This window comes from Paenibacillus taihuensis (assembly GCF_003386535.1).
GTDB lineage: Bacteria > Bacillota > Bacilli > Paenibacillales > Paenibacillaceae > Paenibacillus_Z > Paenibacillus_Z taihuensis.
Genome location: NZ_QTTN01000048.1, coordinates 20,806 through 44,879 on the forward strand (window position 1 = coordinate 20,806; position 24,074 = coordinate 44,879).

20 protein-coding genes and 1 rRNA gene are annotated in these 24,074 nt (G+C 53.3%); 15 read left to right on the top strand and 6 right to left on the bottom strand.

All coding sequences use genetic code 11. The features are described from left to right. Positions 1-27 precede the first annotated feature (27 nt). The 6 genes from kdpA (at position 28) to A8990_RS27150 (ending at position 9,179) form a co-directional block, all read left to right on the top strand. Positions 28-1,701 carry a potassium-transporting ATPase subunit KdpA gene (gene kdpA / locus A8990_RS27125; protein ID WP_116192182.1) on the top strand — a complete coding sequence of 558 codons (1,674 nt, stop codon included), beginning with the start codon at positions 28-30 and terminating at the stop codon, positions 1,699-1,701. An 18-nt stretch (positions 1,702-1,719) separates the two neighbouring features. Further along, entirely contained in the window at positions 1,720-3,759 is a 2,040-nt protein-coding gene (kdpB, locus tag A8990_RS27130) for a potassium-transporting ATPase subunit KdpB (protein WP_116192163.1), read from the top strand. 18 nt (positions 3,760-3,777) lie between these two features. Next, a complete protein-coding gene (gene kdpC / locus A8990_RS27135) occupies positions 3,778-4,344 on the top strand; it encodes a potassium-transporting ATPase subunit KdpC (RefSeq protein ID WP_116192164.1) in 567 nt (188 codons plus the stop codon). Between the two features lie 80 nt (positions 4,345-4,424). Next, positions 4,425-6,752: a universal stress protein gene (locus A8990_RS27140; RefSeq protein WP_116192183.1), complete on the top strand. Its 2,328-nt coding sequence runs from the start codon at positions 4,425-4,427 to the stop codon at positions 6,750-6,752. 40 nt (positions 6,753-6,792) lie between these two features. Beyond that, complete coding sequence (locus A8990_RS27145; RefSeq protein ID WP_116192165.1) at positions 6,793-8,478, top strand: ATP-binding protein; 1,686 nt, start codon at positions 6,793-6,795, stop codon at positions 8,476-8,478. After that, positions 8,475-9,179, top strand: coding sequence for a response regulator (locus A8990_RS27150; protein ID WP_116192166.1), 705 nt, complete (start codon positions 8,475-8,477; stop codon positions 9,177-9,179). The genes A8990_RS27145 and A8990_RS27150 overlap by 4 nt, the downstream gene beginning before the upstream one ends. 128 nt (positions 9,180-9,307) lie before the next feature. Here A8990_RS27150 and A8990_RS27155 read toward each other — a convergent pair whose 3' ends face one another. The 3 genes from A8990_RS27155 to A8990_RS27165 all read right to left on the bottom strand — a co-directional run bounded on the left by A8990_RS27155 (position 9,308) and on the right by A8990_RS27165 (position 12,861). Continuing rightward, on the bottom strand, positions 9,308-10,930 hold the full coding sequence (locus A8990_RS27155) for an ABC transporter substrate-binding protein (protein ID WP_116192167.1): 1,623 nt from the start codon (positions 10,928-10,930) through the stop codon (positions 9,308-9,310). A 98-nt stretch (positions 10,931-11,028) separates the two neighbouring features. Next, positions 11,029-11,919 (bottom strand): carbohydrate ABC transporter permease, encoded by an 891-nt coding sequence (locus A8990_RS27160; RefSeq protein ID WP_116192168.1) that lies wholly within the window; start codon positions 11,917-11,919, stop codon positions 11,029-11,031. 15 nt (positions 11,920-11,934) lie between these two features. After that, positions 11,935-12,861, bottom strand: coding sequence for an ABC transporter permease (locus A8990_RS27165; protein ID WP_245996251.1), 927 nt, complete (start codon positions 12,859-12,861; stop codon positions 11,935-11,937). A gap of 239 nt (positions 12,862-13,100) precedes the next feature. Here A8990_RS27165 and A8990_RS27170 point away from each other — a divergent pair, with 239 nt between their 5' ends. The 3 genes from A8990_RS27170 (at position 13,101) to A8990_RS27180 (ending at position 16,190) form a co-directional block, all read left to right on the top strand. Further along, the gene (locus A8990_RS27170) at positions 13,101-15,389 is read left to right on the top strand and encodes an AraC family transcriptional regulator (protein ID WP_116192170.1); all 2,289 of its coding nucleotides are present in this window, start codon (positions 13,101-13,103) and stop codon (positions 15,387-15,389) included. A gap of 180 nt (positions 15,390-15,569) precedes the next feature. Then, on the top strand, positions 15,570-16,016 hold the full coding sequence (locus A8990_RS27175; RefSeq protein WP_116192171.1) for a HEAT repeat domain-containing protein: 447 nt from the start codon (positions 15,570-15,572) through the stop codon (positions 16,014-16,016). A 9-nt stretch (positions 16,017-16,025) separates the two neighbouring features. Further along, entirely contained in the window at positions 16,026-16,190 is a 165-nt protein-coding gene (locus tag A8990_RS27180) for a DUF3934 family protein (RefSeq protein ID WP_116192172.1), read from the top strand. Positions 16,191-16,754: 564 nt separating this feature from the next. Here the strand turns inward: A8990_RS27180 and A8990_RS27185 are convergent. After that, a complete protein-coding gene (locus A8990_RS27185; protein WP_116192173.1) occupies positions 16,755-17,639 on the bottom strand; it encodes a helix-turn-helix domain-containing protein in 885 nt (294 codons plus the stop codon). A gap of 239 nt (positions 17,640-17,878) precedes the next feature. Here A8990_RS27185 and A8990_RS27190 point away from each other — a divergent pair, with 239 nt between their 5' ends. Both A8990_RS27190 and A8990_RS27195 read left to right on the top strand, forming a co-directional pair. Beyond that, positions 17,879-18,721 (top strand): sugar phosphate isomerase/epimerase family protein, encoded by an 843-nt coding sequence (locus A8990_RS27190; protein WP_116192174.1) that lies wholly within the window; start codon positions 17,879-17,881, stop codon positions 18,719-18,721. Between the two features lie 19 nt (positions 18,722-18,740). Next, positions 18,741-19,751 carry a Gfo/Idh/MocA family protein gene (locus A8990_RS27195; protein ID WP_116192175.1) on the top strand — a complete coding sequence of 337 codons (1,011 nt, stop codon included), beginning with the start codon at positions 18,741-18,743 and terminating at the stop codon, positions 19,749-19,751. A gap of 204 nt (positions 19,752-19,955) precedes the next feature. Here A8990_RS27195 and A8990_RS27200 read toward each other — a convergent pair whose 3' ends face one another. Continuing rightward, a complete protein-coding gene (locus A8990_RS27200; RefSeq protein ID WP_116192176.1) occupies positions 19,956-20,402 on the bottom strand; it encodes a GNAT family N-acetyltransferase in 447 nt (148 codons plus the stop codon). Between the two features lie 195 nt (positions 20,403-20,597). On the opposite strand from A8990_RS27200, the gene A8990_RS27205 reads away from it, so the two are divergent. Further along, positions 20,598-20,912, top strand: a complete 315-nt coding sequence (locus A8990_RS27205; RefSeq protein WP_116192177.1) for a hypothetical protein — start codon at positions 20,598-20,600, stop codon at positions 20,910-20,912. Positions 20,913-20,920: 8 nt separating this feature from the next. Then, positions 20,921-21,517 (top strand): hypothetical protein, encoded by a 597-nt coding sequence (locus A8990_RS31320; RefSeq protein ID WP_147306883.1) that lies wholly within the window; start codon positions 20,921-20,923, stop codon positions 21,515-21,517. An 83-nt stretch (positions 21,518-21,600) separates the two neighbouring features. On the opposite strand, the gene A8990_RS27215 is transcribed toward A8990_RS31320, so the two are convergent. Then, entirely contained in the window at positions 21,601-22,518 is a 918-nt protein-coding gene (locus A8990_RS27215) for an NAD-dependent epimerase/dehydratase family protein (RefSeq protein ID WP_116192179.1), read from the bottom strand. A gap of 188 nt (positions 22,519-22,706) precedes the next feature. Here A8990_RS27215 and A8990_RS27220 point away from each other — a divergent pair, with 188 nt between their 5' ends. Together A8990_RS27220 and A8990_RS27225 are read left to right on the top strand one after the other, a co-directional pair. Further along, positions 22,707-23,489, top strand: coding sequence for a phytanoyl-CoA dioxygenase family protein (locus tag A8990_RS27220; RefSeq protein ID WP_116192180.1), 783 nt, complete (start codon positions 22,707-22,709; stop codon positions 23,487-23,489). 355 nt (positions 23,490-23,844) lie between these two features. Next, positions 23,845-24,074 (top strand): 16S ribosomal RNA (locus tag A8990_RS27225); the annotation flags it as partial.

Here is a 24,074-nt window from a genome sequence, read left to right on the forward strand (position 1 = left end):
GTTAAGCGGAGGATATGTCATATGGGTATGGGATTTATTCAAGTGGCCCTGACGCTCGTCATCATTATGCTGCTGGTGAAGCCGGTGGGCACTTACATGGTCAAAGTATTCGGGCAAGAGAAAACATGGCTGGATCGTATATTCGGTCCAGGGGAACGGCTGTTATACCGATTGATGGGCGTGCGCGAAAATGAGGCGATGGGCTGGAAGAAGTACGTCGGGGCGATCTTAGCAAGTAACTTTGTAATGATGCTCCTGCTGTATCTTGTGCTCCGACTCCAAGGAAGCCTCCCGCTGAATCCGGATGGCATTGGCAATATGGGAGCGGCGCAAGCTTTCAACACGGCGGCGTCCTTCATTACAAATACAAACTGGCAGTCCTATTCAGGCGAAAATGGTCTGTCGTATCTATCGCAGCTGCTTGCGATTACATTCCCGATGTTTACGTCGGCGGCAACCGGCTTCGCGCTCGCCATTGCGTTTATTCGCGGATTAGTTGGCCGCCAAGACAATCTCGGCAACTTCTACGTCGACCTTGTGCGAAGCATTACGCGGATCTTCCTGCCGCTCAGCTTCTTGGTCGCGTTGTTCCTTGTGTTCCAAGGCATTCCGCAGACGTTCCAAGGTGCGGTTGATGTCACAACACTGGAAGGTGCGAAGCAAACCATTACGCGGGGACTTATCGGCTCACTTGAAGCGATCAAGCACGTCGGTACGAATGGCGGCGGATGGTTCGGCACGAACGCTGCGCATCCGTTCGAGAATCCGACGCCGCTTACGAATATGGTTCACATTGTATGCATGATGCTGTTGCCGACTTCCCTTGTCTATGCGTTCGGACTGATGATCCGGAACAAGAAACAAGGCTGGGCAGTGTTCACGGCGATGGGACTTATCTTCCTCGTCATGCTGTCCGTCATCTTCGTGTCGGAATACCGCGGCGTTGCTGCGCTGGATGCGGCAGGAGTACACGGTAATATGGAAGGTAAAGAGGTCCGCTTCGGCATATCGGAATCCGCTCTATTCACAACGGTAACGACTGCAGCAACAACAGGCTCGGTCAACAATATGCATGAATCGTTAACGCCGCTAGGCAGCATCGTGCCGATGGCCGAAATGATGCTGAACAACGTATTCGGCGGTAAAGGCGTAGGGCTTCTCAATGGGTTATTGTACCTCATTCTGTCCGTCTTTATTTGCGGCTTGATGGTTGGACGGACGCCGGAGTTTCTGGGCAAGAAGATAGAGGGCAAGGAAGTGAAGCTGGCAGCGATTGCGCTGCTAATTCATCCGTTTATTATTCTGGCGCCGACTGCGCTTGCGCTGGCGACGAATGCGGGGACCTCCTCCATTAGCAATGGCGGTACGCACGGTTTGTCTGAAGTGCTCTATGCGTTCACGTCCGGTGCTGCGAATAACGGCTCGGCGTTTGCCGGTCTGAATGCCAACACCGATTTTTATAATATCGGCATTGGACTCGTCATGTTGTTCGGCCGCTATATTTCAATCATTGCCATGCTTGCGATCGCGGGATCTCTGGCTGTGAAGCGGGTCGTTCCAGTAACGACAGGAACGCTGCGTACGAATACGCCGCTCTTTACAGGCATTCTGATTATGATCATTCTCGTCATCGGAGCGCTTACGTTCTTCCCGGCGCTTGCACTCGGACCGATTGCCGAGCATTTGGCTATGCCGCACTAGGAATTGAGGAGGATCACGATGTCTACTCGAAAATCATTAATAACCAAAGAAATTGCCTCCCAGGCAGTCATAGATGCTTTCAAGAAATTAAATCCTGCGGTCATGATCAAAAATCCGGTCATGTTCATCGTAGAGGTTGGTACTGTGATTACATTGCTGCTATCGATCTCGCCGGACTTGTTCGGAGCGGATCATGTCGGCCGCGGCTATGATGTGGCGGTGTTCCTTATCCTGTTGTTCACTGTGCTATTCGGCAACTTTGCCGAGGCGCTTGCGGAAGGCCGTGGTAAGGCACAAGCCGATACACTGAGACGGACGAAGTCGGAAACGATGGCGAAGGTGCTGCTGAAAGATGGCACGATGAAGCAAGTTCCTTCGACGCAGCTGAAGAAGGGCGATATCGTCCGTGTCGACACCGGTGAGATCATTCCGACGGATGGCGAAATCATTGAAGGGCTCGCATCCATCGACGAGTCCGCGATTACGGGTGAATCTGCACCGGTCATCAAGGAAGCAGGGGGCGACTTCTCCTCTGTAACAGGTGGAACAAGAGTTGCGTCAGACTATATAATCATGAAGGTAATGACCGACCCGGGCGAATCTTTCTTGGACCGTATGATCTCGCTCGTTGAAGGGGCGAAGCGGCAGAAGACGCCGAACGAAATTGCGCTGACGACGCTGCTTGCCGTACTGACGATGATCTTCATCATCGTTATTATCACCATGGTACCGATGTCGAAGTACTTGAATGTGGATCTGGATATCGCAACGCTCATTGCGCTGCTTGTCTGTTTGATCCCAACAACAATCGGTGCTTTGTTATCGGCGATCGGTATTGCGGGTATGGACCGGGTAACGCAGTTTAACGTACTCGCGATGTCAGGTAAGGCAGTTGAGGCAGCAGGGGATATCGATACACTCATCCTCGATAAGACGGGTACAATCACATACGGTAACCGTATGGCTGCTGAGTTTACTCCGGTGAAAGGCGTTACTCAGCAGGAGATCACGTTCGTTGCGCTGCAATCGTCTGTGAAAGACGAGACGCCGGAAGGCCGTTCGATTGTCGAGCTTGCGAATAAACAAGGCGGAGTATGGGCGAATAAAGAATATGATTCCGCAGAGATCATAGAGTTTACGGCGGAGACGCGTATGTCCGGCCTTGATCTGCCTGGCGGCGTGAAGATCCGCAAGGGCGCCGTTGATGCGATTAAGAAATATGTATCTGCGCTCGGCGGTGTCATTCCGAATGATCTAGAGGAGATTGCGAACCGAATTGCAAGAGCGGGCGGCACGCCGCTGGCGGTGGCCGCTGGCAACCGAATCGTAGGCGTTATTTACTTGAAGGATACCGTTAAGCCAGGCTTGAAGGAGCGTTTCGCTGAGCTTCGGGCGATGGGGATTAAGACGATCATGTGTACGGGTGATAATCCGCTTACTGCGGCAACCATTGCGCTTGAAGCCGGTGTTGATGATTTCATAGCGGAAGCGAAGCCGGAAGATAAGATCGCTGCGATAAAGAAAGAGCAGCAAGAAGGCAAGCTCGTAGCGATGACAGGAGACGGAACGAACGATGCACCGGCGCTTGCGCAAGCTGACGTAGGTCTGGCGATGAACTCTGGTACAATGGCCGCGAAAGAGGCAGCGAATATGATCGACCTTGATTCCGATCCGACGAAACTGCTCTCCGTCGTATCAATCGGCAAGCAGCTGCTCATTACTCGCGGCGCGCTGACGACGTTCTCGATTGCCAATGACATCGCGAAATATTTTGCCATCATTCCGGCGATGTTCATTCTTGCAATGCCGCAGCTGGATGCGATGAACATTATGCACCTTGCTTCACCGAAGTCGGCGATACTGTCCGCGCTGATCTTTAACGCGATCATTATCCCGCTGCTTATCCCAATTGCGATGAAGGGCGTTAAGTACCGGTCATCCACGGCTGACAGCCTGCTTACTCGCAATGTGCTGCTATACGGTGTTGGCGGTGTAATCGTGCCGTTCGTAGGCATTAAATTGATTGACCTTATACTTCATGGGCTCAGTCTTGTATAGGAAGGGGAACGATTAACTATGAATTCAGCACTAACCGCTATTCGCGCATCGATTGTCCTGATGCTGCTGTGCGGGCTCATATACCCGCTTGTTACGACAGGCGCTGCCGGCGTACTGTTCCCTAAGCAAGCGAAGGGAAGTCTCATTGAAGTGAACGGGCAGCCTGTCGGGTCCGAGCTAATCGCCCAGGATTTTGCGTCACCGAAGCTGTTCCATCCGAGAGCGTCGAATGCCAAGTATGATCCGACTGCTTCGGCAGGCTCCAATATGATGATCGCAAGCGAAGATTACGTGAAGTCGATTCAGGAGAAAATTGATGCATTGCACAAAGAAAATCCGAGTCTGACCGACATTCCAGCCGATCTCGTTACGGTGTCAGGCTCCGGCTTCGACCCGGATCTATCGCCGGAAGGGGCGAAGGCGCAAGTGCCGCGAATCAGCAAGGCGTCCGGCATTAGCGAGCAGGATTTGAATGCTCTGGTGGATCGCCTTACGAAGAGCCGTCAGCTCGGCGTGTTCGGGGAACCGCGCGTGAATGTGCTTGAGATCAATTTAGAAATGCTGAAAATGGTGCAGAAGCCTTAACGCAGTACAGCAGCATAGCCGCCCCCGCTAGATGGGGGTGGCTTTCGTGATGTTTGAGGGAGGGGGACGGATCGGTGGGCATGGACAGCTTTAAACGAAAGACGCCGGAAGAGATTTTGCTATCGATATCGAAGCTTCATCGCGGTACGCTCAAGATATACATCGGTCCGGTTAGCGGATCGGGGAAAACCTATCACATGCTTCGGGAAGGAAATACGCTGAAGAAACAGGGCATCGATGTCGTCATCTGCGCCGTATCTACGCTGCAGCGGCCGGAGACGGTAGAGCAGCTGGGCGATCTGGAGCGGGTGCCGAGCATTCATTGGATGAAGGATGGCGTGGAGCAGAAGGATCTCAACCTCGATGCGCTGCTGGAGCGCAATCCGGAGGTCGTGCTCGTGGACGCGCTGGCGCATTGCAACAGGCCGGACGCCATGTTTGAGACGCGGCTGGAAGATATACAGGTTCTGCTCGCCCATCATATCAGCGTCATTACAACCGTTAACGTCTATGAACTGGAGGGCTATACGGAGCTTGCCCAGAAGCTGACTGGCTTTGCGCCCGAGTGTACGCTCCCAGCAGATACGCTGGAGCTTGCGGATGAAGTCCGTCTCATCGATGTGACGCCGGAGGCGATTCTGAATCGGCTGGCGGAGGGCAATCTTCGCGGCAATAAGGACGCGACTCTGTTCAAACGCGGCAACCTGGGCGTGTTGCGTGAGCTGGCGCTTCGGGTTGTGGCGGAGGATGTGAACGTATCGCTGAATGAGCATCGCGAGGAGCTTGGGCTGGTCGGTCCGTCCGGCGCGGCAGAGCGCATCCTGGTGACGACGCAATACCATTGGAACGGATCAATCTATGTGCGCAGAGGGCAGCAAATTGCGAAACGGCTGAACGGTGAACTCTTGGTCGTGACCTATCGGGATTTCCGGAGGTCGCTGTCGAAAGAAGAGGCTGCTTTTCGCAGAAGCATGGTGAAGCTCGTGGAGAAGGTTGGAGGCGGGTTCGAGGAGCTGCCTCTCCCAGGGCGAAGGCGGATTCCTTATACCTTGATGGCTTATGCATTGCAGCATCATGTCACCCGTATCGTGATGGGCCATTCCAAACAAACGAGATGGCAGGAGCTGTGGCAGGGCTCCGTCGTCAATAAGATGCTGCGCATGGCGCGGAATATGGATTTGTTTCTTGTTGCCGACTCTGCCGCGCATGCCGGCGAAAGAGTACTGCCTGCTCATCTGTCAGCCTCCAAGGAGAAGCAAAAGTACCGCCGTCTGAGCTCGGAGGAAGTGGAAGAGCGGATCGGCCATATGCGGCGCGGCAAGTTCAAGGTGTACATTGGCGCGGCGCCTGGCGTCGGCAAGACGTATATGATGCTGCGCGACGGAAACGATCTGCTGGGGAAGGGCGTCGACGTAAAGATTGGACTGCTGGAGACGCATAATCGGCAGGAAACGCAGCAGCAGATCGGGAGCTTGCCGCTCATCTCGCGACAGAAGATCAGCTATCAAAATGTTCAGCTTGAGGAGATGGATACGGAAGCGATCATCCGGAGCTGTCCGGAGGTCGTGCTCGTCGATGAGCTAGCGCATACGAATGTGCCGGGGAGCAAGAACAAGAAGCGGTACGAGGATGTGCTTGAAATTCTCGAAGCGGGCATATCTGTCATTACGACAGTCAATGTGCAGCATCTGGAGAGCTTGAACGATGCCGTTGAACAAATTACGGGCATCCGGGTCCGCGAGACCGTTCCGGATCATATTCTTCAGCTTGCCGATGAGGTGCAGCTGATTGACGTGGCGCCGGAAGCGCTGCAAAGACGGATGCGCGAAGGCAAAATCTATGCGATGACGAAGGTCGATCAAGCGCTGAGCAACTTCTTCAAGACAGGCAATCTCATTGCGCTGCGTGAGCTGGCCCTGCGTGAAATCGCCGACGATGTTGACGAGCGGCTGGAGTCGATCGAGCGAACGAGCTCGCTGCGCGGTCCATGGCGGCGGCAGGAAGTGATCTTTATCGGCGTGAACAGTACCCCGTATGCCGAGCGGCTGATTCGGCGCGGGTTCCGTACGGCATACCGGTTAAAGGCGGCTTGGTATGTGAACTATGTTCAGGTTGAAGCAGAGCTGTCCGAAGAGCTGAAGCAGCGGCTTACTGCGCTTGAGAAGCTCACGGTGCGCTTGGGCGGCAAATTTATCGTGCATCAGGCACGGTGCGACTACAAGCAAATCGCGCAAGTGCTTGCTGCGAAAGCCGATGAGCTCGGCGCGACTCAGCTCGTCATAGGTCAGTCGAAGCAGACGCTGTGGGAACGATTGGCAAGAGGCTCCGTCGTGAACAAGCTTATTCGGCGGACGCGTCATATGGATGTGCTGATCGTGGCAGATTTTGATCCGAATAGCGAGCTATAATAGAATGAATGGCAGATGCGAGTAGTGGGATGTGATGAGAATGGACGCAGCGCGGGGAAAAGGGCGAGGAGCGCATGCTGCACTGCCTTGGGCTTGGCTGCCGTATGTTTCCGTGACGGTGGTCGTGGTGCTGCTGACTGTGCTTCTGCATGCGGTGGGACTCGGTTATGACCGGGTCAATATTGTGTTGCTGTATTTATTTCCGGTGCTGTTCAGCGCCGTTTATTGGGGAATTGGGCCATCATTCTATACGGCGGCGATTAGTGTATTGGCGTTCGATTTCTTCTTCGTGCCGCCATTCTTCAGCTTCTCTGTGGATGATCTGCGGTACTTGTTCTCCTTCTTCGTTTACTTGGCAGTTGCCGCATTGACCGCGACGCTTGCGGCGAGGCTGAAGCTGCAGCTTCGGTATGCGAGGCAGCGCGAGGCGCATACGGCATCGCTGTATACCCTTAGCAGGCAGATGACAGCGATCTCGGATTTGCAGACGCTGCTGAGCAATGTGTGCCGGCAAGTGTCGGCGACGCTGGATGCGGCGCAAGTGGTGATCTATTTGCCACGCGGCAGCGGCAACGGCAGTGGAAGCGGAGACGGAAGCGGGACCGGTGAGCAGGAGCTTCAGTTGGCCGCAACATCGTCGGTGAGCGGTGATGAGGCGGTTTTTGGCAGCGGAGAATCCGAAATGGTTATCGCGAAGTGGGTGTTCCGGCACGGCGAGATGGCAGGCAGAGGCTCCGGCACGCTGCGGGAATATTCGGGATTGTATGTGCCCTTGCGCACGGAGGAGCGAATCTATGGCGTGCTCGCTGTCCAGACCGCGAATGGGAACGAAGCGGCGGTGTTCACACAAGAGAACAAGAGACTCCTCGAAGCATTCGGCGGCTTGACGGCTACCGCGATTGCCCGCGTGAAGCTCGGGGAGGAGGCGAAGCTCGCGCATTTGACAGCCGAGTCGGAGCGGCTGCGGACAGCGCTGCTCGACTCGGTGTCGCATGAGCTGCGCACGCCGCTGGCGACCATTATCGGCTCCGCAACGGGGCTCATCGAAGGGGAGCCAATCTTCAGCTCCGCCGATCGGCTGGAGCTGCTCGCTACGATCAGGGACGGCGCGCTGCGGATGAACCGGCTCGTGACGAACCTGCTCGGCATGGTGAAGCTGGAGAGCGGCATGCTTCGGCTGCGCATGAGCTTCTGCGACGTCGAAGATATGCTCGGCGTTGTGCTGGCGCAGGTGAAGAATTATCAGCAGCACCGTCGCATTCGGATTCAGCTGCCTTCGCATCCGTCGTATTTTGCAGGAGATGAAGTGCTGCTGGAGCAGGTGCTCGTGAACGTGCTCAGCAATGCAATTAAGTATTCGCCGGATGGCAGCGAGATCGTAATTGCGGTGCAAGAGGATACGGCGTCGCAGCAAGTTATCATCACGGTAGCGGATGAGGGGCTGGGTATTCCAAAGGGCGAGGAAGAGCGGATCTTCGAGAAGTTTTACCGCGCAAGCAGCGCGAGTCATGTGACCGGAACGGGACTGGGGCTCGCGATATGCAAAGGTATTGTGGAGGCACATGGCGGCACGATTACGGCGGAACAGCCGGCGGCCGCGAGCGGGAACGGAAACGGCAATGGAAACGGAAAAGGGGCAGTGATTCGTATCGCGCTTCCGATCGGGAACCGTGAGGCGATTGATCGCATGACGGCGGAAGAGGAAAGGAGAAGTGAGGACGTATGACAGCGACAGGCGGAAACGGTGCGCGCATTCTCGTTATTGATGACGAGCCGCAGATCGTGAAGCTGCTTCGGGTGACGCTGCAGGCGCATCACTTCGAGGTGCATGAAGCAGCTAACGGAGGGACGGGCATCTATCAGGCGAGCATCGTCCATCCGGATCTTATTGTGCTGGACTTGGGGCTGCCGGACATGTCCGGCATGGAGGTGCTGCAGCGGGTGCGCGAGTGGTCGCGCGTGCCGATCATTGTGCTGACGGCGAAGGAGCGCGAGGATGATAAGATCGCCGCGCTCGACAGCGGCGCGGACGATTATGTGACGAAGCCGTTCGGCATGGGCGAGCTGCTCGCCCGCATCCGCGTAGCGCTGCGGCATGTGGCGAGCTCGACGAATGAGCCGATACTGCAGTTCGGCGGCTTGAAGCTCGATCTGGCGCAGCGGCTTGTGGAGCTGGACGGCAATCGGGTGAAGTTGACGCCGACTGAGTACGACCTGCTGAAGGTGCTTGCGTCGAATGCTGGCAAAGTCATCACCCAGCGCCAGCTGCTGCAGCAGGTGTGGGGCGGGCATCATCATGAATCCGACAGCCACTACCTGCGCATCTACATCGGTCATCTCCGCAAGAAGCTGGAAGAGGACCCGACAAGGCCGAAGTTTATCGAGACGGAGCCGGGCATCGGGTATCGATTCTTGTTGCAAGATTAATAGCGAATCTCATCAACTAAAAGAGAAGCTCCCGTACGAAGGAACGTCCCTCGTGCAGGAGCTTTCTTGTTACCTTTAACTTACCTTCAACTTACCTTCAACTCACCTTCAACTTACCTCCAACTCGCCTAATTACCGGCTTTCCAATCGTTAATCTGCTTCTGCATCTCGGCGATGATCTTCTCCGCGCCGGCAGATTTCAGCTTCGACAGGAACTCGTTGTATTTCTCTTCGGAAGTGACGCCGAGGTTGATCGCGCGCGAGTATTCATCCCATACCGCCGTCGCTTTCGCTATCTCGCCTTTGACCGGCTCCGCATCGAAAGTGAAGCCAAGCAGCTTGGAAGGCAGCGCATCGGCGTTGACCTTCTTCGTTTGCTCCCAAACATCGGCAGGCATACCTTTCTCCACGTTCGCGAGGAAGTTCGAAGCGAACATCCAAGGCACCTGCGGGTTATAGCCCTGTTGGTTATCGCCTGGAATCATCAAGCCGTCGGAGTCGATTTTGTAATGATCGTCCTTGATGCCGAAGTTGAGCAGATTGTACAGATCTTTGTCCGTGTTAAGCAGCTCGAGCAGCATCATCGCCCGTTCCGGGTTCTTCGAGTTGCGGTTGATCGCCATCATCGTTGCCGTAATACCGCCTGTCGTTAAGTGAGCAGTGCCTGCAGGCACTTCGACGTACGGCTCGCCGCCGAGGGCAGAGCTGAGGTTCGCGCCGCCTGGCTTGAACGCGCCGCCAATGTTGAAGATGAATTTGCCGGCTTTGCCATCCACCCAATCATCGGACTTCTTCGACAGACGCTCTTTTGCGTTCAGATAACCTTTGGCATTCCAGTCCCGCATTGTTGCAAGGAACTTCTTGAAGCCGTCCGACTCAAACTGGTTGACGACCGTAAGCGAATCATCATTAAAGGCGACGACGCCCGGCACGTTAATGCCGACGATTGCTTCTACGTTGAAGAAGTCCGGGTCAATGCCGATGACCGGATATTTCTGCGGATTGTCTTTCTTGACCGCTTGAATGAACGGCTCGAGCAGGTTCAGCGTGTCCGGACCGATTTTGCCGCCGATCGCATTCATGTCGAGAGCGTACTTGTCGATCAGCGACTTCGGTACTGCAACAGCAGGCGTACGCGCAGAAATTTGCTGATTCACGAAGCCATAGATTTGACCTTTAATCTTCGTAGCATCCCAGAAGGAAGCGGGCATGGAAGCGTAGGATTGCGGTGCATACTTGGCAAGCAGATCGTCAAGCGGGAGGAAAGCGCCTTTCGCTACGTTCTGGGTGTAGTTGTTGATCCAGCCCGCTGTGAACGTGATGTCATACGGTTCGCCGGAAGCGATAACGACTTGCATCTTCTGATCATAGTCGCCGAACGGAATCGCTTTGAAATCAATCGTCGCATTGATCTTGGATTTGACGACTTTATTCACTTCCGCGAACACTTTATCCTGCTCAGGCTGAGGCCAGTTTCCCGGGAAATACCAGGTCAGCTTCACCTCTGGGAGGTCTGCTGTCGTATTCGCCGCCGTCCCGCCGGAATTATCCGTTGCTGCCGCGTTGCCCGATGTATCTGTATTTGAGCTGTCCGCTGCTGCTGAATCATTCTTCGCTGTGTTGTTCGATGCCCCAGAACTATTGTTATTGTTGCTGGAATTGCTGCCGCATGCTGCTGCGAGCATGCTGAAGACGAGCAGAATGATCGTACATACTAGGCCAAGCTTTGACATTCGGACTGCTCTTTGCATCGTGAATCCTCCCTTTTTGTTTAACCCGCTTATCTTAAAATGGATGGCCGGTCCATGTTTAAGCACCTTTGTCCTTGCTTTCCTTACACTTCCGACATTTATCCCTTCACAGCACCGACCGTAAGTCCTCGCACAAAATATTTTTGAAAGAAAGGGAATACCGCCAGCATCGGTCCAGCAGCGAGAATCGCCATAGCCATGCGCGCGGATTCTGAAGGCAATACGACGTTCTTCATGCTAGCCGGCATCATATTCGTGGAACTTGTGAGGAACGAGATGTTGTTCATCATCCGATAGAGCATATATTGAAGCGGGACGAGATGCTCCTCTTCGATATAGAGCAGGCTGAGCCACCAGTCGTTCCAGTACTGCAGCATCGTGAACAGGGCAACGGTAGCGAGCCCCGGCTTGGCAAGCGGAAGCACGATCTGGAAGAAGATCCGGAACTCGCTCGCCCCGTCGATCATGCAGGACTCGATGATGTGGTACGGAATTTTCTGCATAAACGACCGCAGCAGCAAAATAAACCAAGGTACCGCCAAGTACGGCAGGATGAGCACCCAAATCGTGTTCTTCAGATGGAGATAGTTGCTGATCAGAATGTACGTCGGCACTAACCCGCCGTTGAACAGCATCGTGAAGAAGACGTAGAAGCTGAGGCTGTTCTTGAATTTGTAATCATGGCGGGATAGGGCGTAAGCGATGCCGGCCATGAATAGGACAGCGCATACCGTACCGACGACGCTGACGATGATGGAAACTTTGAAGGCGCCGAGCAGCTGGAGCGGTCGGTATAGCACATAGGTATAAGCGTTGAGATCGAACTGGCGGGGCCAGAGACTGTAGCCATTCTTCAGAATATCGACCTCGTTGCTGAACGAGACGGACAGAACGGAGATGAGCGGTACGATACACGCAAGACTAAACAGGACGAATACGAGATGAATGAGGAGCTGGGGGATTCTTTTCTTCAAGGGCACGGCGGTCATGCGCTCACCTCCTGGTTAGAATAGTTTGTTATCGTCATCGATCTTCCGCACCACATAGTTACTGATCAGCACGACGATGAAGCCCATGACCGACTGGAATAAGCCCACTGCCGAAGACATGCCGATATCGCCGGATACCTTCAGCATGCGGTACACATACGTATCGATTACCTGGGTCACCGGGAACAGCTGGCCAACCTCCCTGGGCACGAAGAAGAAGAGGCCGAAGTCGGAGTAGAAGATTTTGCCGATCGACAGCAGAGTCATAATGGTAATGAGCGGCATGATCAGCGGTACGGTAATGTTGCGAATGACTTGAAGCTTGGAGGCACCATCGATTTCAGCAGCTTCGAAGTACTCTTGCGAGATGCCTAGAATACCCGCATAGAAAATAATGCTGACATATCCGAGCCCCTTCCAAATATTAATGAGGGTGAGCAGGATCGGCCAAATCCACGTTTCCGAGTAGAAGTCGAAGGATTCGTACCCGAGCTTGCTGAGCCAGGTGCTGATGACGCCATATGGACCGATGAACGAGTACGCCATGTACGCGACGATGATCCAGGAGAAGAAGTACGGGAAGAAGAAGATGGTCTGATAGGCCTTCAGCCATTTGCGGCTAAGCACCTCATTAAGCAAGATGGCGAAGACGACGGACATGAAGGTTCCTACTCCAATGAACACAATGTTATAGAGCAGTGTGTTGCGGATAACGAGCCAGGCATCGTTCGAGGTGAAGAAGAACTTGATGTTGTCGAAGCCGACCCAGGGGCTGTGGACAATGCCATCGGTGTAATTAATGTTCTTGAATGCGATAAAGATGCCGCCCATCGGCACGTACGAGAAGACGAGGATGATGAGCATCGCGGGAAGCGCCAGCAGCGTTAACTGCAGATTCTTCTTGAAATGTCGCGACGGCGACAGGAAGGGGAGTTTGAACACGAGCAAGCCCACTCCTTTGCGGTATGATGGTTGCGCTGTCATTCATGTCTTGATCATAGGGGAAGGACGGCTATGGGGCAATTTCTCAATCGGGATATGAGTTCGATTTTGGGCGAAATGGGTAGTTCTCAAATCCGATTTTTGTTCGCAAAGTGGTCTTTTAGCCGCTAGTTACGGGAGAATCCGTTGATGAGAATTCCGGTTGTGTGATAGGCTTGATTGGAAGGAGTTGAGTTGCGATGTTTAGAAAATTCGTCCTCAAAAACCCGTATCAGCTTTTTCTAACGATTCTGCTTCCTTTCCTCGTCAGCACCGTGCTGCTGCTCTTTCTGCAATCCTCCCTGCTGAACCGCAACTTCGAGAAATTCGCGCTTAGCCAAGTGTACCATCAACAAGTGACCGATCTTCAAAATACGAGCCAAAATGTAAGCGTTCTCGAGCAGACGGCGAGATCCGTATCGACGACTGCCTTTTTTGACGATGTCATCAAAGATCTGCTCTATACGGACGTCGCTCCCGACGATTACTTCAAATACCAGAACAAGCTGCAATCGTACAAAAATATTTATCCGTTCCTGCAATCCATCTACGTCTATAATGGCGATCACATTCATGCCGTGCCCATGCCGGAGTTCTCCTATGACCGGGGGAGCTTCGCTGACAAAGGCATCTTCGATATTCTGGACGACATTCAGAACCACCGATCCCATAGCATCGTTCTTCGCAAAATTCCAAATGTGCTCGCAGGCATCTCGACTGGCGCGCCGGAAAGCATCTATGTGTATTCCTATCTCTTCTTCGACTCGCAAGTATCGAGCGGCAAAGTGAACGAAGCGATCATTCTGAACATATCGGCAGATTGGCTGAAGCAGAGCATTCAACCGTTGAGTGGTGAGAGCGGTGGGGGTGGTGGGAGCCGTGAAAGTCGTGAGAGCGGCAATCGGATCTTCATCATCGATTCCAAGGGGGAGCTGCTATCGGATGATTCGGTTCATCCGCTGCTGACGGATCTGCACGACCAAGCCTATATTAAGCAGATCAACGGCTCGAAGGAGCATTCCGGCAGCCTGCGCATGGATGTAGACGGCGTCGATTCGTTCATTACATACACGTCGACCGATGCGTTCGATTGGAAATTGGTCAGCATTACGCCATATCGCTTCATCGTCAAAGATGTAGAGAAGATGAAAGAGAAGACGTATCTGTTGGTCGTGCTGTTTATTGTGGGGAGCATTCTGCTGTCGTTCTATTTTGCCCGCAGGCTTTTCGTCCCGATTTCGATGGTGATCCAAAATTACAACCAGCTGGAGCTGGAGAAGCGCAGCGAGTTCTACGACCGGAAGCAGGAGTTTCTGCGCAAAGTCATTCAATCGCGTGTGCTGCTGACGCGGGAGTATCTGCAGAGCCAATTTCATAAGTATGCCATTACGCTCGATCCGGCAGGCAGTTTCTTGCTTGTCCTGCTCAAGATAGACCGCTTCCCGGAGTTATGCAGAAAGTACAGCCGAGGCGACCGCGATCTGCTGAAGTTCGGTGTCGTTAATATTGTGACCGAGCTGCTGGCGCCCGCGTATGCGCATGAGTGCATCGAGACGGATGAGGATCAGGTGATGATTCTGCTGCAGGTGCATGGGCTGCATGAACCTTCCGGGAATCGAGGACTGGTTCAGATTCTCGAGCAAATTCAACAGCAGACGCATCGCTACTTGCGTTTTACGGCATCCATCACATGCAGCGAGCCGTTCGAGTCGATAACGCAGCTGAACTTCCATTACTTGAAGACGGTGGACTTGTCTTATTATCGGTTGATCTATGGGTATGAAAGCATGGTCTTCAGTGAGACGATCAGCGGTCGGACGGACGAGATCAAATACCCGCAGGAGCGGGATGATGAGCTGACAGAGGCGCTTATTGGAGGACGTTTCGAGGATGCGAAGCAGGCGCTGAACGGGATTGTTGCAGGTGCATCAACATACAGTTACACGGCACTGAACTCGTTGTTCATCCGACTCTTGCTGCTTATTCGTTATGCGATCGAGGTGCTGGAATCAAATCATGCCATGAAAGTGGACTTTAACTTCAATGCGTATTTGATGAAGCTGCAGAAGATGGAAACCGTGGGGCAGGTTCTGACGGATTTCTTCGAGCTGTTCGATTCGCTTGCCATGGAGCTGGAGGCGAAGAAGGATAACAAATATGTGAAGCTGCTTGGCACGGTGACCCAGATCATCCAGCGCGACTTGGCGAATCCGGCGTTGTCGCTCGATTCGATTGCTGAGGAAGTTGATCTGTCGCCCGCGTATCTTGGCAAGCTGTTCAAGAAGCATCGGCTCGTATCGGTGGCGGATTATATCAACAATGCGAGGCTTGAGTACGCGACTCAGCTGGTTGTCTCGTCGAAGGATACGATCACCGATATTATGGAGAAGTCGGGTTTCTCCAGCCGCAGCCACTTCTTCACGCAATTCAAGAAGGTGTACGGCATTACGCCGAGCCAGTATCGGACGAATGCGAAGCAGATGGGGTAGTGGTTCCATCCCCCCCCTTCGCCTCGCCCCCCGCCCTTCACATGTTAGGGCACTGGCCAAACAAGACAAGCATTGACTTTCGGCTCACATCGTAGTAGCGTTCTATAGGGCTGTAAGCTGCATAATAGGATATACTGCCTTATATAGAATGCGTAAAAATGCGAGGGAGCTTGATTGGATATGGAACATACGGAAGAAGTTGTAGGAACTGGTGCACCAAGCATCGAGGATTTGAAGAGAGAAGCGAGCCGCATGTCGAACTGGCGGGCTCGTCTTGCAGCAGTAGAGGAGCTCGGTAAACTTGGCGGGCAGAAAGCGGTAGAGCAGCTGACGCGTATGGCGAAGAGTGATACCGTTTATCAAGTGCAGGAAGCGGCGCATCGTGCACTGCGCGAGCTTGGCGAAGAGATGGAGCAGCCGGTACGCAAGAGCGGCGAGTTGATCAAAGACGTGAAGAAGGTTCTTGTGCGCATCAAGAAGAGCCTGCCGGAAGGGCACTCGTACGAAGCGTTCAAAGAGAAGCTGCAGAAGATGAGAACCGATGTTTACGATACATACGAGGGCGATAAGGAAACGGGATTTGATCAGTGGCTTGAGCAAACGTGGGCGTCGCTGAATAGAAGGTAGGGAACACGCATGGCAAAAGGTAAAGGCGGCACTGGCCGCGGCACCGACAAGAAGGGTTGGAACCGCTGGCAACGCAGCGCCAACAAGCTCAAGAGCGCCCCGAAGCCGTACAAAAGCAAAGGGACGAAGAACAAAGCCGAAGCCGACAGCGGCAGCAGCGAAGCAGGCAGCTAATGTTCGCCCGCAAGTCATTTTCGATGACTTGCGGGTTTTTTTGTTGTGCGGCGGGCTGAGTGCTGGGCGCTGGGCGAGAGCGGGCCGCAAGCCGCGCACCGCGAGAGGGCGGGACCTCTCACGCGATCAAAAACGCCTAATTCGCCTCTGAGAGAGGGAAAGGCCTCTCTCACGTGCCCAACACCACCACATTCACCACGAAGAGAAGGTAAACCCTCTCTCAGTTGTAGGCTGCGACACTAAACAATACTGAGAGTCGGGATTTCCGACTCACAGTATCAAAACTAACCCCAATTCACTCTGGGAGTAGGAAAATCCGACTCTCAGAATGTCACAGACCAGGATCAACCCTCAAATGTCACTCGAGAATCGGAAAATACGACTCTCAGCAGCAATACTAACTCGTTTTTGCTCTGGGAGTAGGAAAATCCGACTCTCAGAACAGCGCAACTGTCTGGGGGGGCGGCACCGACCGTCCACATTGTGCTCGCGAGAGATCATAGCCGCTCTCCCGACTTAAGAAATCCAGTTACTTGATGCCACTGCGAGGTTGACCCGCGCCACCTAGAGCACCCGCGACAGCTTGCGGTACATGCTCGGCGACAGCCCCTCCTGCTTCGAGAACTGGCGGCTGAAATAATGGATGTCGGGGCAGCCGACCGCTGCCCCGACCGCCTCCACAGACAGCTCCGTTTCACGGAGAAGCCGCCGCGCTTCGCGATGCCGCAGGGCTCGCAAATACTCGCCCGGAGGCTGCCCCGCGACTTGCTTGAACAGCTTCGCTGCATGATCCTCCGTCATGCACAGCGACTCCGCAAACCGCTTGCTCGGCCAGGTCTCGGCCGGCGCGGCTTCCATCTGCTTCATCAGCGCCAGAATACGCTGACCATGCACCGATTCCGCTGCACGCTCATGCAGCGTCGACCGCGTCCGCTGCAGCTGCATCAGAATGTTCAGCATGAGCGCTTTGCAGACGAGTTCGTACCCCGCCGGCCGGGCGGTGAACTCCTCGACAAGCTGCTCCATCAGCTGAACGCATACATGCGGCGGCGTGTAGATCAGCTGCTCCGACAACGGCGGGAACGTCTCATTCATCGGCTCGATGCAGAACTTCTCCGCCATCGGATACAGCTCGTTCACGACCATATCTTCGTCCGAGCTCACTTCCAGCTCGCCGAAATAATCAAAATGAATCCCAAGCAGCTCCGCATCCGGACTCGACACCACCTCATTCTGGTGATACAGCCCGGCAGGCAAGTAGACGAGCTGCCCCGCCTTCCAGGCATGACGTACTCCATCTATCGTCGTAGCCGCCTCGCCTTGGCGCACATACAACAGCTCATAATCATACAGCCGCCGATGCACGAGCTTCCCTGGCAACAGCCGCTGATACTGAGCATAGTGAATGCTCGGCGACCATTCACGATAAGGCACAACCTGCCGCTTCATCAACTGGAACTCACCATCCTGCGATTCTCTTTTACTTTCATCCCCCGGCCATCACTGCCCGGCCGGAGTCCCTTCCTGCACATCCCACCAACAATCTCGGAATCTTACAAATTATCACTCTATCCGCTAAATATTTTCGCCACCTAATCATCTATACTTGGATTATCACTAGTTACATTATACATGTTCACCAATAGACCTGAAACGGGAAAAACACAAATCGAGAGGATGACAGCCTTATGAAGAAGGGGATAAACATTTGGTCGTTCCCGCAAGGAATGACGATTGCAGAGAGCATTCGCACTGCGAAGGATGCGGGCTTCGAGGGGATCGAGCTGGCGCTGAACGAGTCTGGCGAGCTTAGCTTGGAAACAACGGAGCAGGAAATTCACGAGATCAAGTCGCATCTGGAGCAAGCCGACATCGAAATTTGCGGTCTGGCAACGGGTCTCTACTGGTCCTACTCCATGACAAGCGAATCGGAAGCGACTCGCACGAAGGCGATGGACATTACGCGCAAGCAGCTCGAGCTGGCAGCAGCCTTCAATGTGGATACGATTCTCGTCATCCCAGGCGCAGTCGGCGTGGACTTCATTCCAGACAGCGAAGTGGTCGACTATGAGCGTGCCTATGACCGTGCCCTCGAGTGCATCACGGCTCTCGCTCCGGATGCGAAGGCGGCTGGCGTGAACATCGGCATCGAGAACGTATGGAACAAGCTTTTCCTTTCTCCGCTTGAGCTTAGAACATTCATTGATACAGTTGGTTCCGGCTACGTAGGTTCTTATTTTGACGTAGGTAACGTCCTTCATAGCGGATATCCGGAGCAGTGGATCCGTATCCTGGGTAAGCGCATCAAGAAGGTGCATTTCAAAGACTATCGCAGACAAGCTGGCGGCCTGCACGGCTTCGTGGACCTGCTCGCTGGCGATGTGAACTACCCAGCGGTTGTCGAAGCACTCAATACCGTCGGCTATGACGGCTATGTTATTGGCGAAATGATCCCTTCGTACACGCATCATGGCAAGCAAATCATCTACAACACTTCCCGCGCAATGGATGCCATCCTGGGCCGGATCTAATAAAGGAGCGAAACTTCCAATGATTAAAGTAGGCTTGATCGGTTTCGGATTTATGGGCAGAATGCATTTTGACCAATATACAAGATTGATGAAGGAAGGCGAGCCGGTTCAGCTCGTAGCGATCTGCGACCTGCGCATCGAAGAGCTGAAGAACGGTGCGGCAATCGGCAATATCGCGACAAATCAAGATACGTACGACCTGTCCGGATTTAATCTGTATACGAGCATTGAAGATATGCTGGCGAACGAAGAGCTCGATATGGTCGATATCACATTGCCGACGACGGCTCATGCGGAACTCACTTGCCAATTGCTTGAGCGCGGCCTGCATGTCCTGTGCGAGAAGCCGATGGCACGCTCCGCAGCAGACAGCTGGAAGATGGTCGAGACGGCGAAGAGCGCGGGCAAGCAGCTGATGATTGCGCAATGCCTCCGCTTCTGGCCGGCATATGAATACCTCAAGTCCTGCATCGGAGATGGACGCTACGGCAAACCGCTTGGCGGCTATTTCTTCCGCGGCTCCGGTCTTCCGCAGCCTTGGTACCTCGACGGCAAACTTAGCGGCGGCGTATTGATGGACATGCATATCCACGACACGGATATGGTTAACTGGCTGTTCGGCGTTCCGCAGAAGGTATCGACAATCGGACGCAACGTTATCCCGGGCAGCGCCTACGATATCGTGTCGACCCACTATGTATACGAGGATGGCTTGGTGCTGAACGCACAGGCGGACTGGACGCTTCGCGGCGACTTCGGTTTTGCGATGACCTACCGGGTGAACTTCGAGGGCGGCAATCTGATTTTTGAGAACGGCCAAGTGACCGTTAATCCGAACGAAGGCGCGAGCTTCGTTGCCGAGCTGTCCGAGGATATGGGGTACTATTTCGAGATCCGTGCCTTCTTGAATGCACTCGCGACGAACACGCCTACGACGGTTTGTACGCCAGAGAGCGCAGCGCGCACGATCGATATTATTGAAGCAGAGCAGAAGTCCGCAGAATCGGGCGGCAGCTTTGTAAGTCTTTAATCCTTAATCTTTAATCCTTAATCCTTAATCCTTAATCCTTAATCCTTAATCCTTAATCCTTAATCCTTAATCCTTAATCCTTAATCCTTAATCCTTAATCCTTAATCCTTATCTTTACCCAACTTCTCAACGCAAAAAGAGACTTACAGCCGTGGAGCGAACTATCCCTAAGTTCGTTCCTTCAGCCGCAAGTCTCTTTTTTATTTATACGATGGAGTATGACAGCCAATTCCCCTGCACAGCCCCGACTTGATCGAAAAACTGCTGCGCGCGTTTGTTCTCCGTCGACGTAATCCACGTCATATGCGAGAATCCCATATCCTGCGTATACTTCTGGCATGTCAGGAACAGCAGCGACTCCACCTGCGTGTCGCGGTAGGGTTCGAGGACGAAGAAATCGTTCATCACCGTAATCTTCTGCGCCTTCATCGTACTGTGTGAGAAGTAGATAGTAGCGAAGCCGACAAGCTCGCCGTCCTTCTCGGCAACGAACTGGATACCTTCCTCTTTTTCCAGCAGCGTCTGGATCAACTCATCGATTTTATCATCGCCCGGCCATGGATTTTTATAAAACCCAACGATATATTTATGCATCAGCTCAGCTACTCTTGTTGTATCAGCAGCCTCGACATTCCTTACAGTAAGAGACATTCAGAAATCCCCCTCAAAACGATTATATGCATAAATATACTACACAAAGAATTTATATTCAACACCCTCTATGAAGATGCCTATATTACATTTTGGTAAATAGTCCGTTGCCGGGGGCGAACTGCCCGTGGCTCTTCCCATACGACGCCAATAAAATGTACTATTCGGACTTGCACGGGGAGGGGGACAGACAGCGTGAAAATACTACTAGCCACCTATTGGGCGATCCCGCATGTCGGAGGCGTATGGAAGTATATGCTGCAGCTGAAGGAACGGCTTGAAGCGATGGGGCATCAGGTCGATATGCTGGGCAACAGTCCGGACAACGCCAAAGTTCATATGCCGGGAACGAACAAGGAGCTGTCGAAGGATGTGCTTAGACCGCTCATCATGGCGAAGCTGAGTATGATCTCATCCACACGCATGATATTTTTGCAGCAAGGGCATTTGAACGGGGGCGAGCACGGCGGACTGCGCACGTCGCTCATGTGCACGGATCTGTCGCCATAGAGCTGACGATGAACTATAAGCTGAACCCGCAGCTTGGCGTCAAAGAAGGTGATCCGGCATGGATGTACTTCTATGGGCTGGAGCATTACGTTCACATACGGCACCACGGCTGTGACGATGATCGTTCGCAGCAAAGGCGCGGTGCTCGCTATTTTTACAGACAAGGACTTCGACCGCATGCCTTGATTGAGCAAATCAAACGAAGAGGGATGGTAGCGATGAAATTTTCGGACAAAATGGTTGCGGATTCAGGCAGCTTCGCCCCCTTTCTCGTCGGACCTGACGAATTTGTGCTTGCATCAGTAGGACTAGCTAACATGGCTCCGGGCGATCGGATCGTGCTGAGCTTCGAAATCGGCTGGGAGCGGCTGTTCGAATGGGATTCCGTGGATCTTGAAATTATGCTTCGCGAGAGCTCCGAGACAGGGACAGTCCTTTATTGGAATATGGAATCCTGTTTTCTGCGTGCACGTTCCACGGAACGGCATACCATTGTTGGCGGCGCAGCCCCAGCACAACGTTATTTCTTAACCGTTCGTTCAGCGGAGAAGCGGGCTCGGATTACCGGACCTTATTCGCTGCAAGGTGCTGTCTATGCCCCATAACCAAAGCTGAAAAAGCCTTGAAATGAAAGTCGCTTCATGCGGCAGTGCATTTCAAGGCTTCTTCTATATAAGTGGATGCTGCTCTATTGGTGCTGCGACCACGACCGATACGTTTCTGCTACACCTTGCTCGATGCTGACTGCCGGATCCCACCGAAGGCTCTTGATGGCTTTCTGATTCGCAAGGCAGCTGTGCATGATATCGCCGGATTGTGCAGGTCGGTAATGGATTGGTATTTCTGCAGGATGCATGTCGCGCAGCAGCTGCACGATACGGTTTACTGACGTTCTTTTGCCGGTGCTCACATGGATCGTTTCTTGATCGCCGTAGTTTGCCGCAGCCCAGTTCGCGCGTACGACATCGCCGACATAGATGAAATCGCGGGTCTGCTCGCCATCTCCATTAATGTAGAGAGGCAGGTTTCCTAAGGCTCTTTCCATGAAATTCGCAATGACGCCGCCTTCGCCTTTGGCCGTCTGACCTGGACCGTACACATTGCCATACCTGAGTATCGTATAGGAGAGACAGTAGAGCTGGCTGTACATATGGATGTAGCGTTCAGCCGTCAGTTTGGACAAGCCATAGAATGAGATCGGGATAGCAGGATCACGCTCCGTAATCCGCTCCTTCGCCAGATTGCCATAGACGCCTGATGTGGATGAGAAAATGATTTTGTTAACGCAGGCCTCTTTGCATGCATCAAGGATATTGATCGTGCCTGTTACGTTGACGGATGCATCAAGGGAAGGTGCGAGGATCGACTGCTGCACATCCGCTTGCGCTGCCAGGTGATAGACGAGCTCTGGTTTGACGGCGGCAATGATCCGCTTCGCTTCCGCCGAGCGGACATCTTCGGTATGCAGCACAGCCCCTGGCGCGACTTGCTCGCGTTTGCCTGAGGACAGATTGTCAATGACATGTACGACGGCGCCGCCTTCCAGTAAAGCCTTCACAAGATGAGAACCGATAAAACCTGCGCCTCCGGTGACAACTGCCTTCATAAATAGTGCTCAACCCCCGCGATAAATTCGATGTACTATCGTACGCCAAGGGCATCCTTTGCGATTGAGGCAACAGCCTTCGTGCAGGTATATTTCCTTCATGTGGCGGTAATAGGCTTATGGACAGCTTCAGATGTAAGCGTTTAAAATAAAGAAATGCAAGAGTACCCTTAGAGGAGGAACCTGCCATGTCCATAGAACAATTGAAGCAGGCCAAAGCACACTACGACGTCAATGGTTACGCCGTATATCCGAACGTCCTCGATAAATCACTCATCCAAGAAGCTGCAGAGCACGTAAACTGGCTGATGAAGCAAAATCCGGATCTTCGCCCTGAGAATCTCGGCCACACGCTAATGAAAGATGATCCCTTCTGGGTCCGCCTCATTAGCGACGACCGACTGCTTGATATTGCCGAGCAGTACATCGGTCCGGACATCGCGCTGTTTGCATCCCACTATATAAGTAAGCCGCCGTTTGACGGTCGTCCTGTACTGTGGCATCAAGACGGCAGCTACTGGCCGCTTGAGCCGATGAATGTCGTGACGCTCTGGCTTGCTGTGGACGATTCCCTGCCAGAGAACGGCTGCCTGCGTGTTATTCCGGGCACCCAGTCGATGGAGCTGCAGGAGATGAAATCGAATACGAATACAGCGAACGTGCTGGAGTCTGAAGTAGATCCATCGCTAGTCGAAGAGGATAAGGCAGTCGATCTGATTCTTCGTGCAGGGGGCGTGTCGGTGCATCATCCGAACGTCATCCACGGCTCCGAGCCGAACCATTCGCCGCTGCGTCGCTGCGGATTAACGATTCGTTACATTCCGACGAGCACGCGAATTACGATTCCGCAATGGCCGTCAGCGTTCTTACTACGCGGTAATGCAGTGCCGGGCGTTAATGAATACTTGCCGTTTCCGAAGTATGTAGAAGGCAAACATATGCCGTTTAAGGGCTGCGAGAATTGGGCTTAGATTGGGGAGTTTTCGAGGGAGCCAAAGCAACTTGCTTTGGCTCCTTCTTTTATTGTAAAATAATACCTGTTGCGCATCAGTTGCGGGACATGTTATATTCTAATTCCGCCGCTGAGACGTACACGTTAACACGGTGGACGAAACGAAAAACAAGCCCAAAAATAAAGCTTGCAATTAAGTTTCGATGTATGGTATATTCTAATTCCGGTCGCGAGACTGGAACGAGAAATAAGAAACAATTTGTTCCTTGAAAACTGAACAATGAGCGACCTGTCAAAAGGTCTTAAAACAAGCTAGTTTTTTGAATGAGCTAACAAGCGAATTCATTTGGCGCAAATGGCTCCGCCATTTCGCCTTTATGGAGAGTTTGATCCTGGCTCAGGACGAACGCTGGCGGCGTGCCTAATACATGCAAGTCGAGCGGACCTTACCTTCGGGTAAGGTTAGCGGCGGACGGGTGAGTAACACGTAGGCAACCTGCCTGTAAGACCGGGATAACATTCGGAAACGAATGCTAATACCGGATATGCAACTTGGCTGCATGGTCGAGTTGGGAAAGACGGTGCAAGCTGTCGCTTACAGATG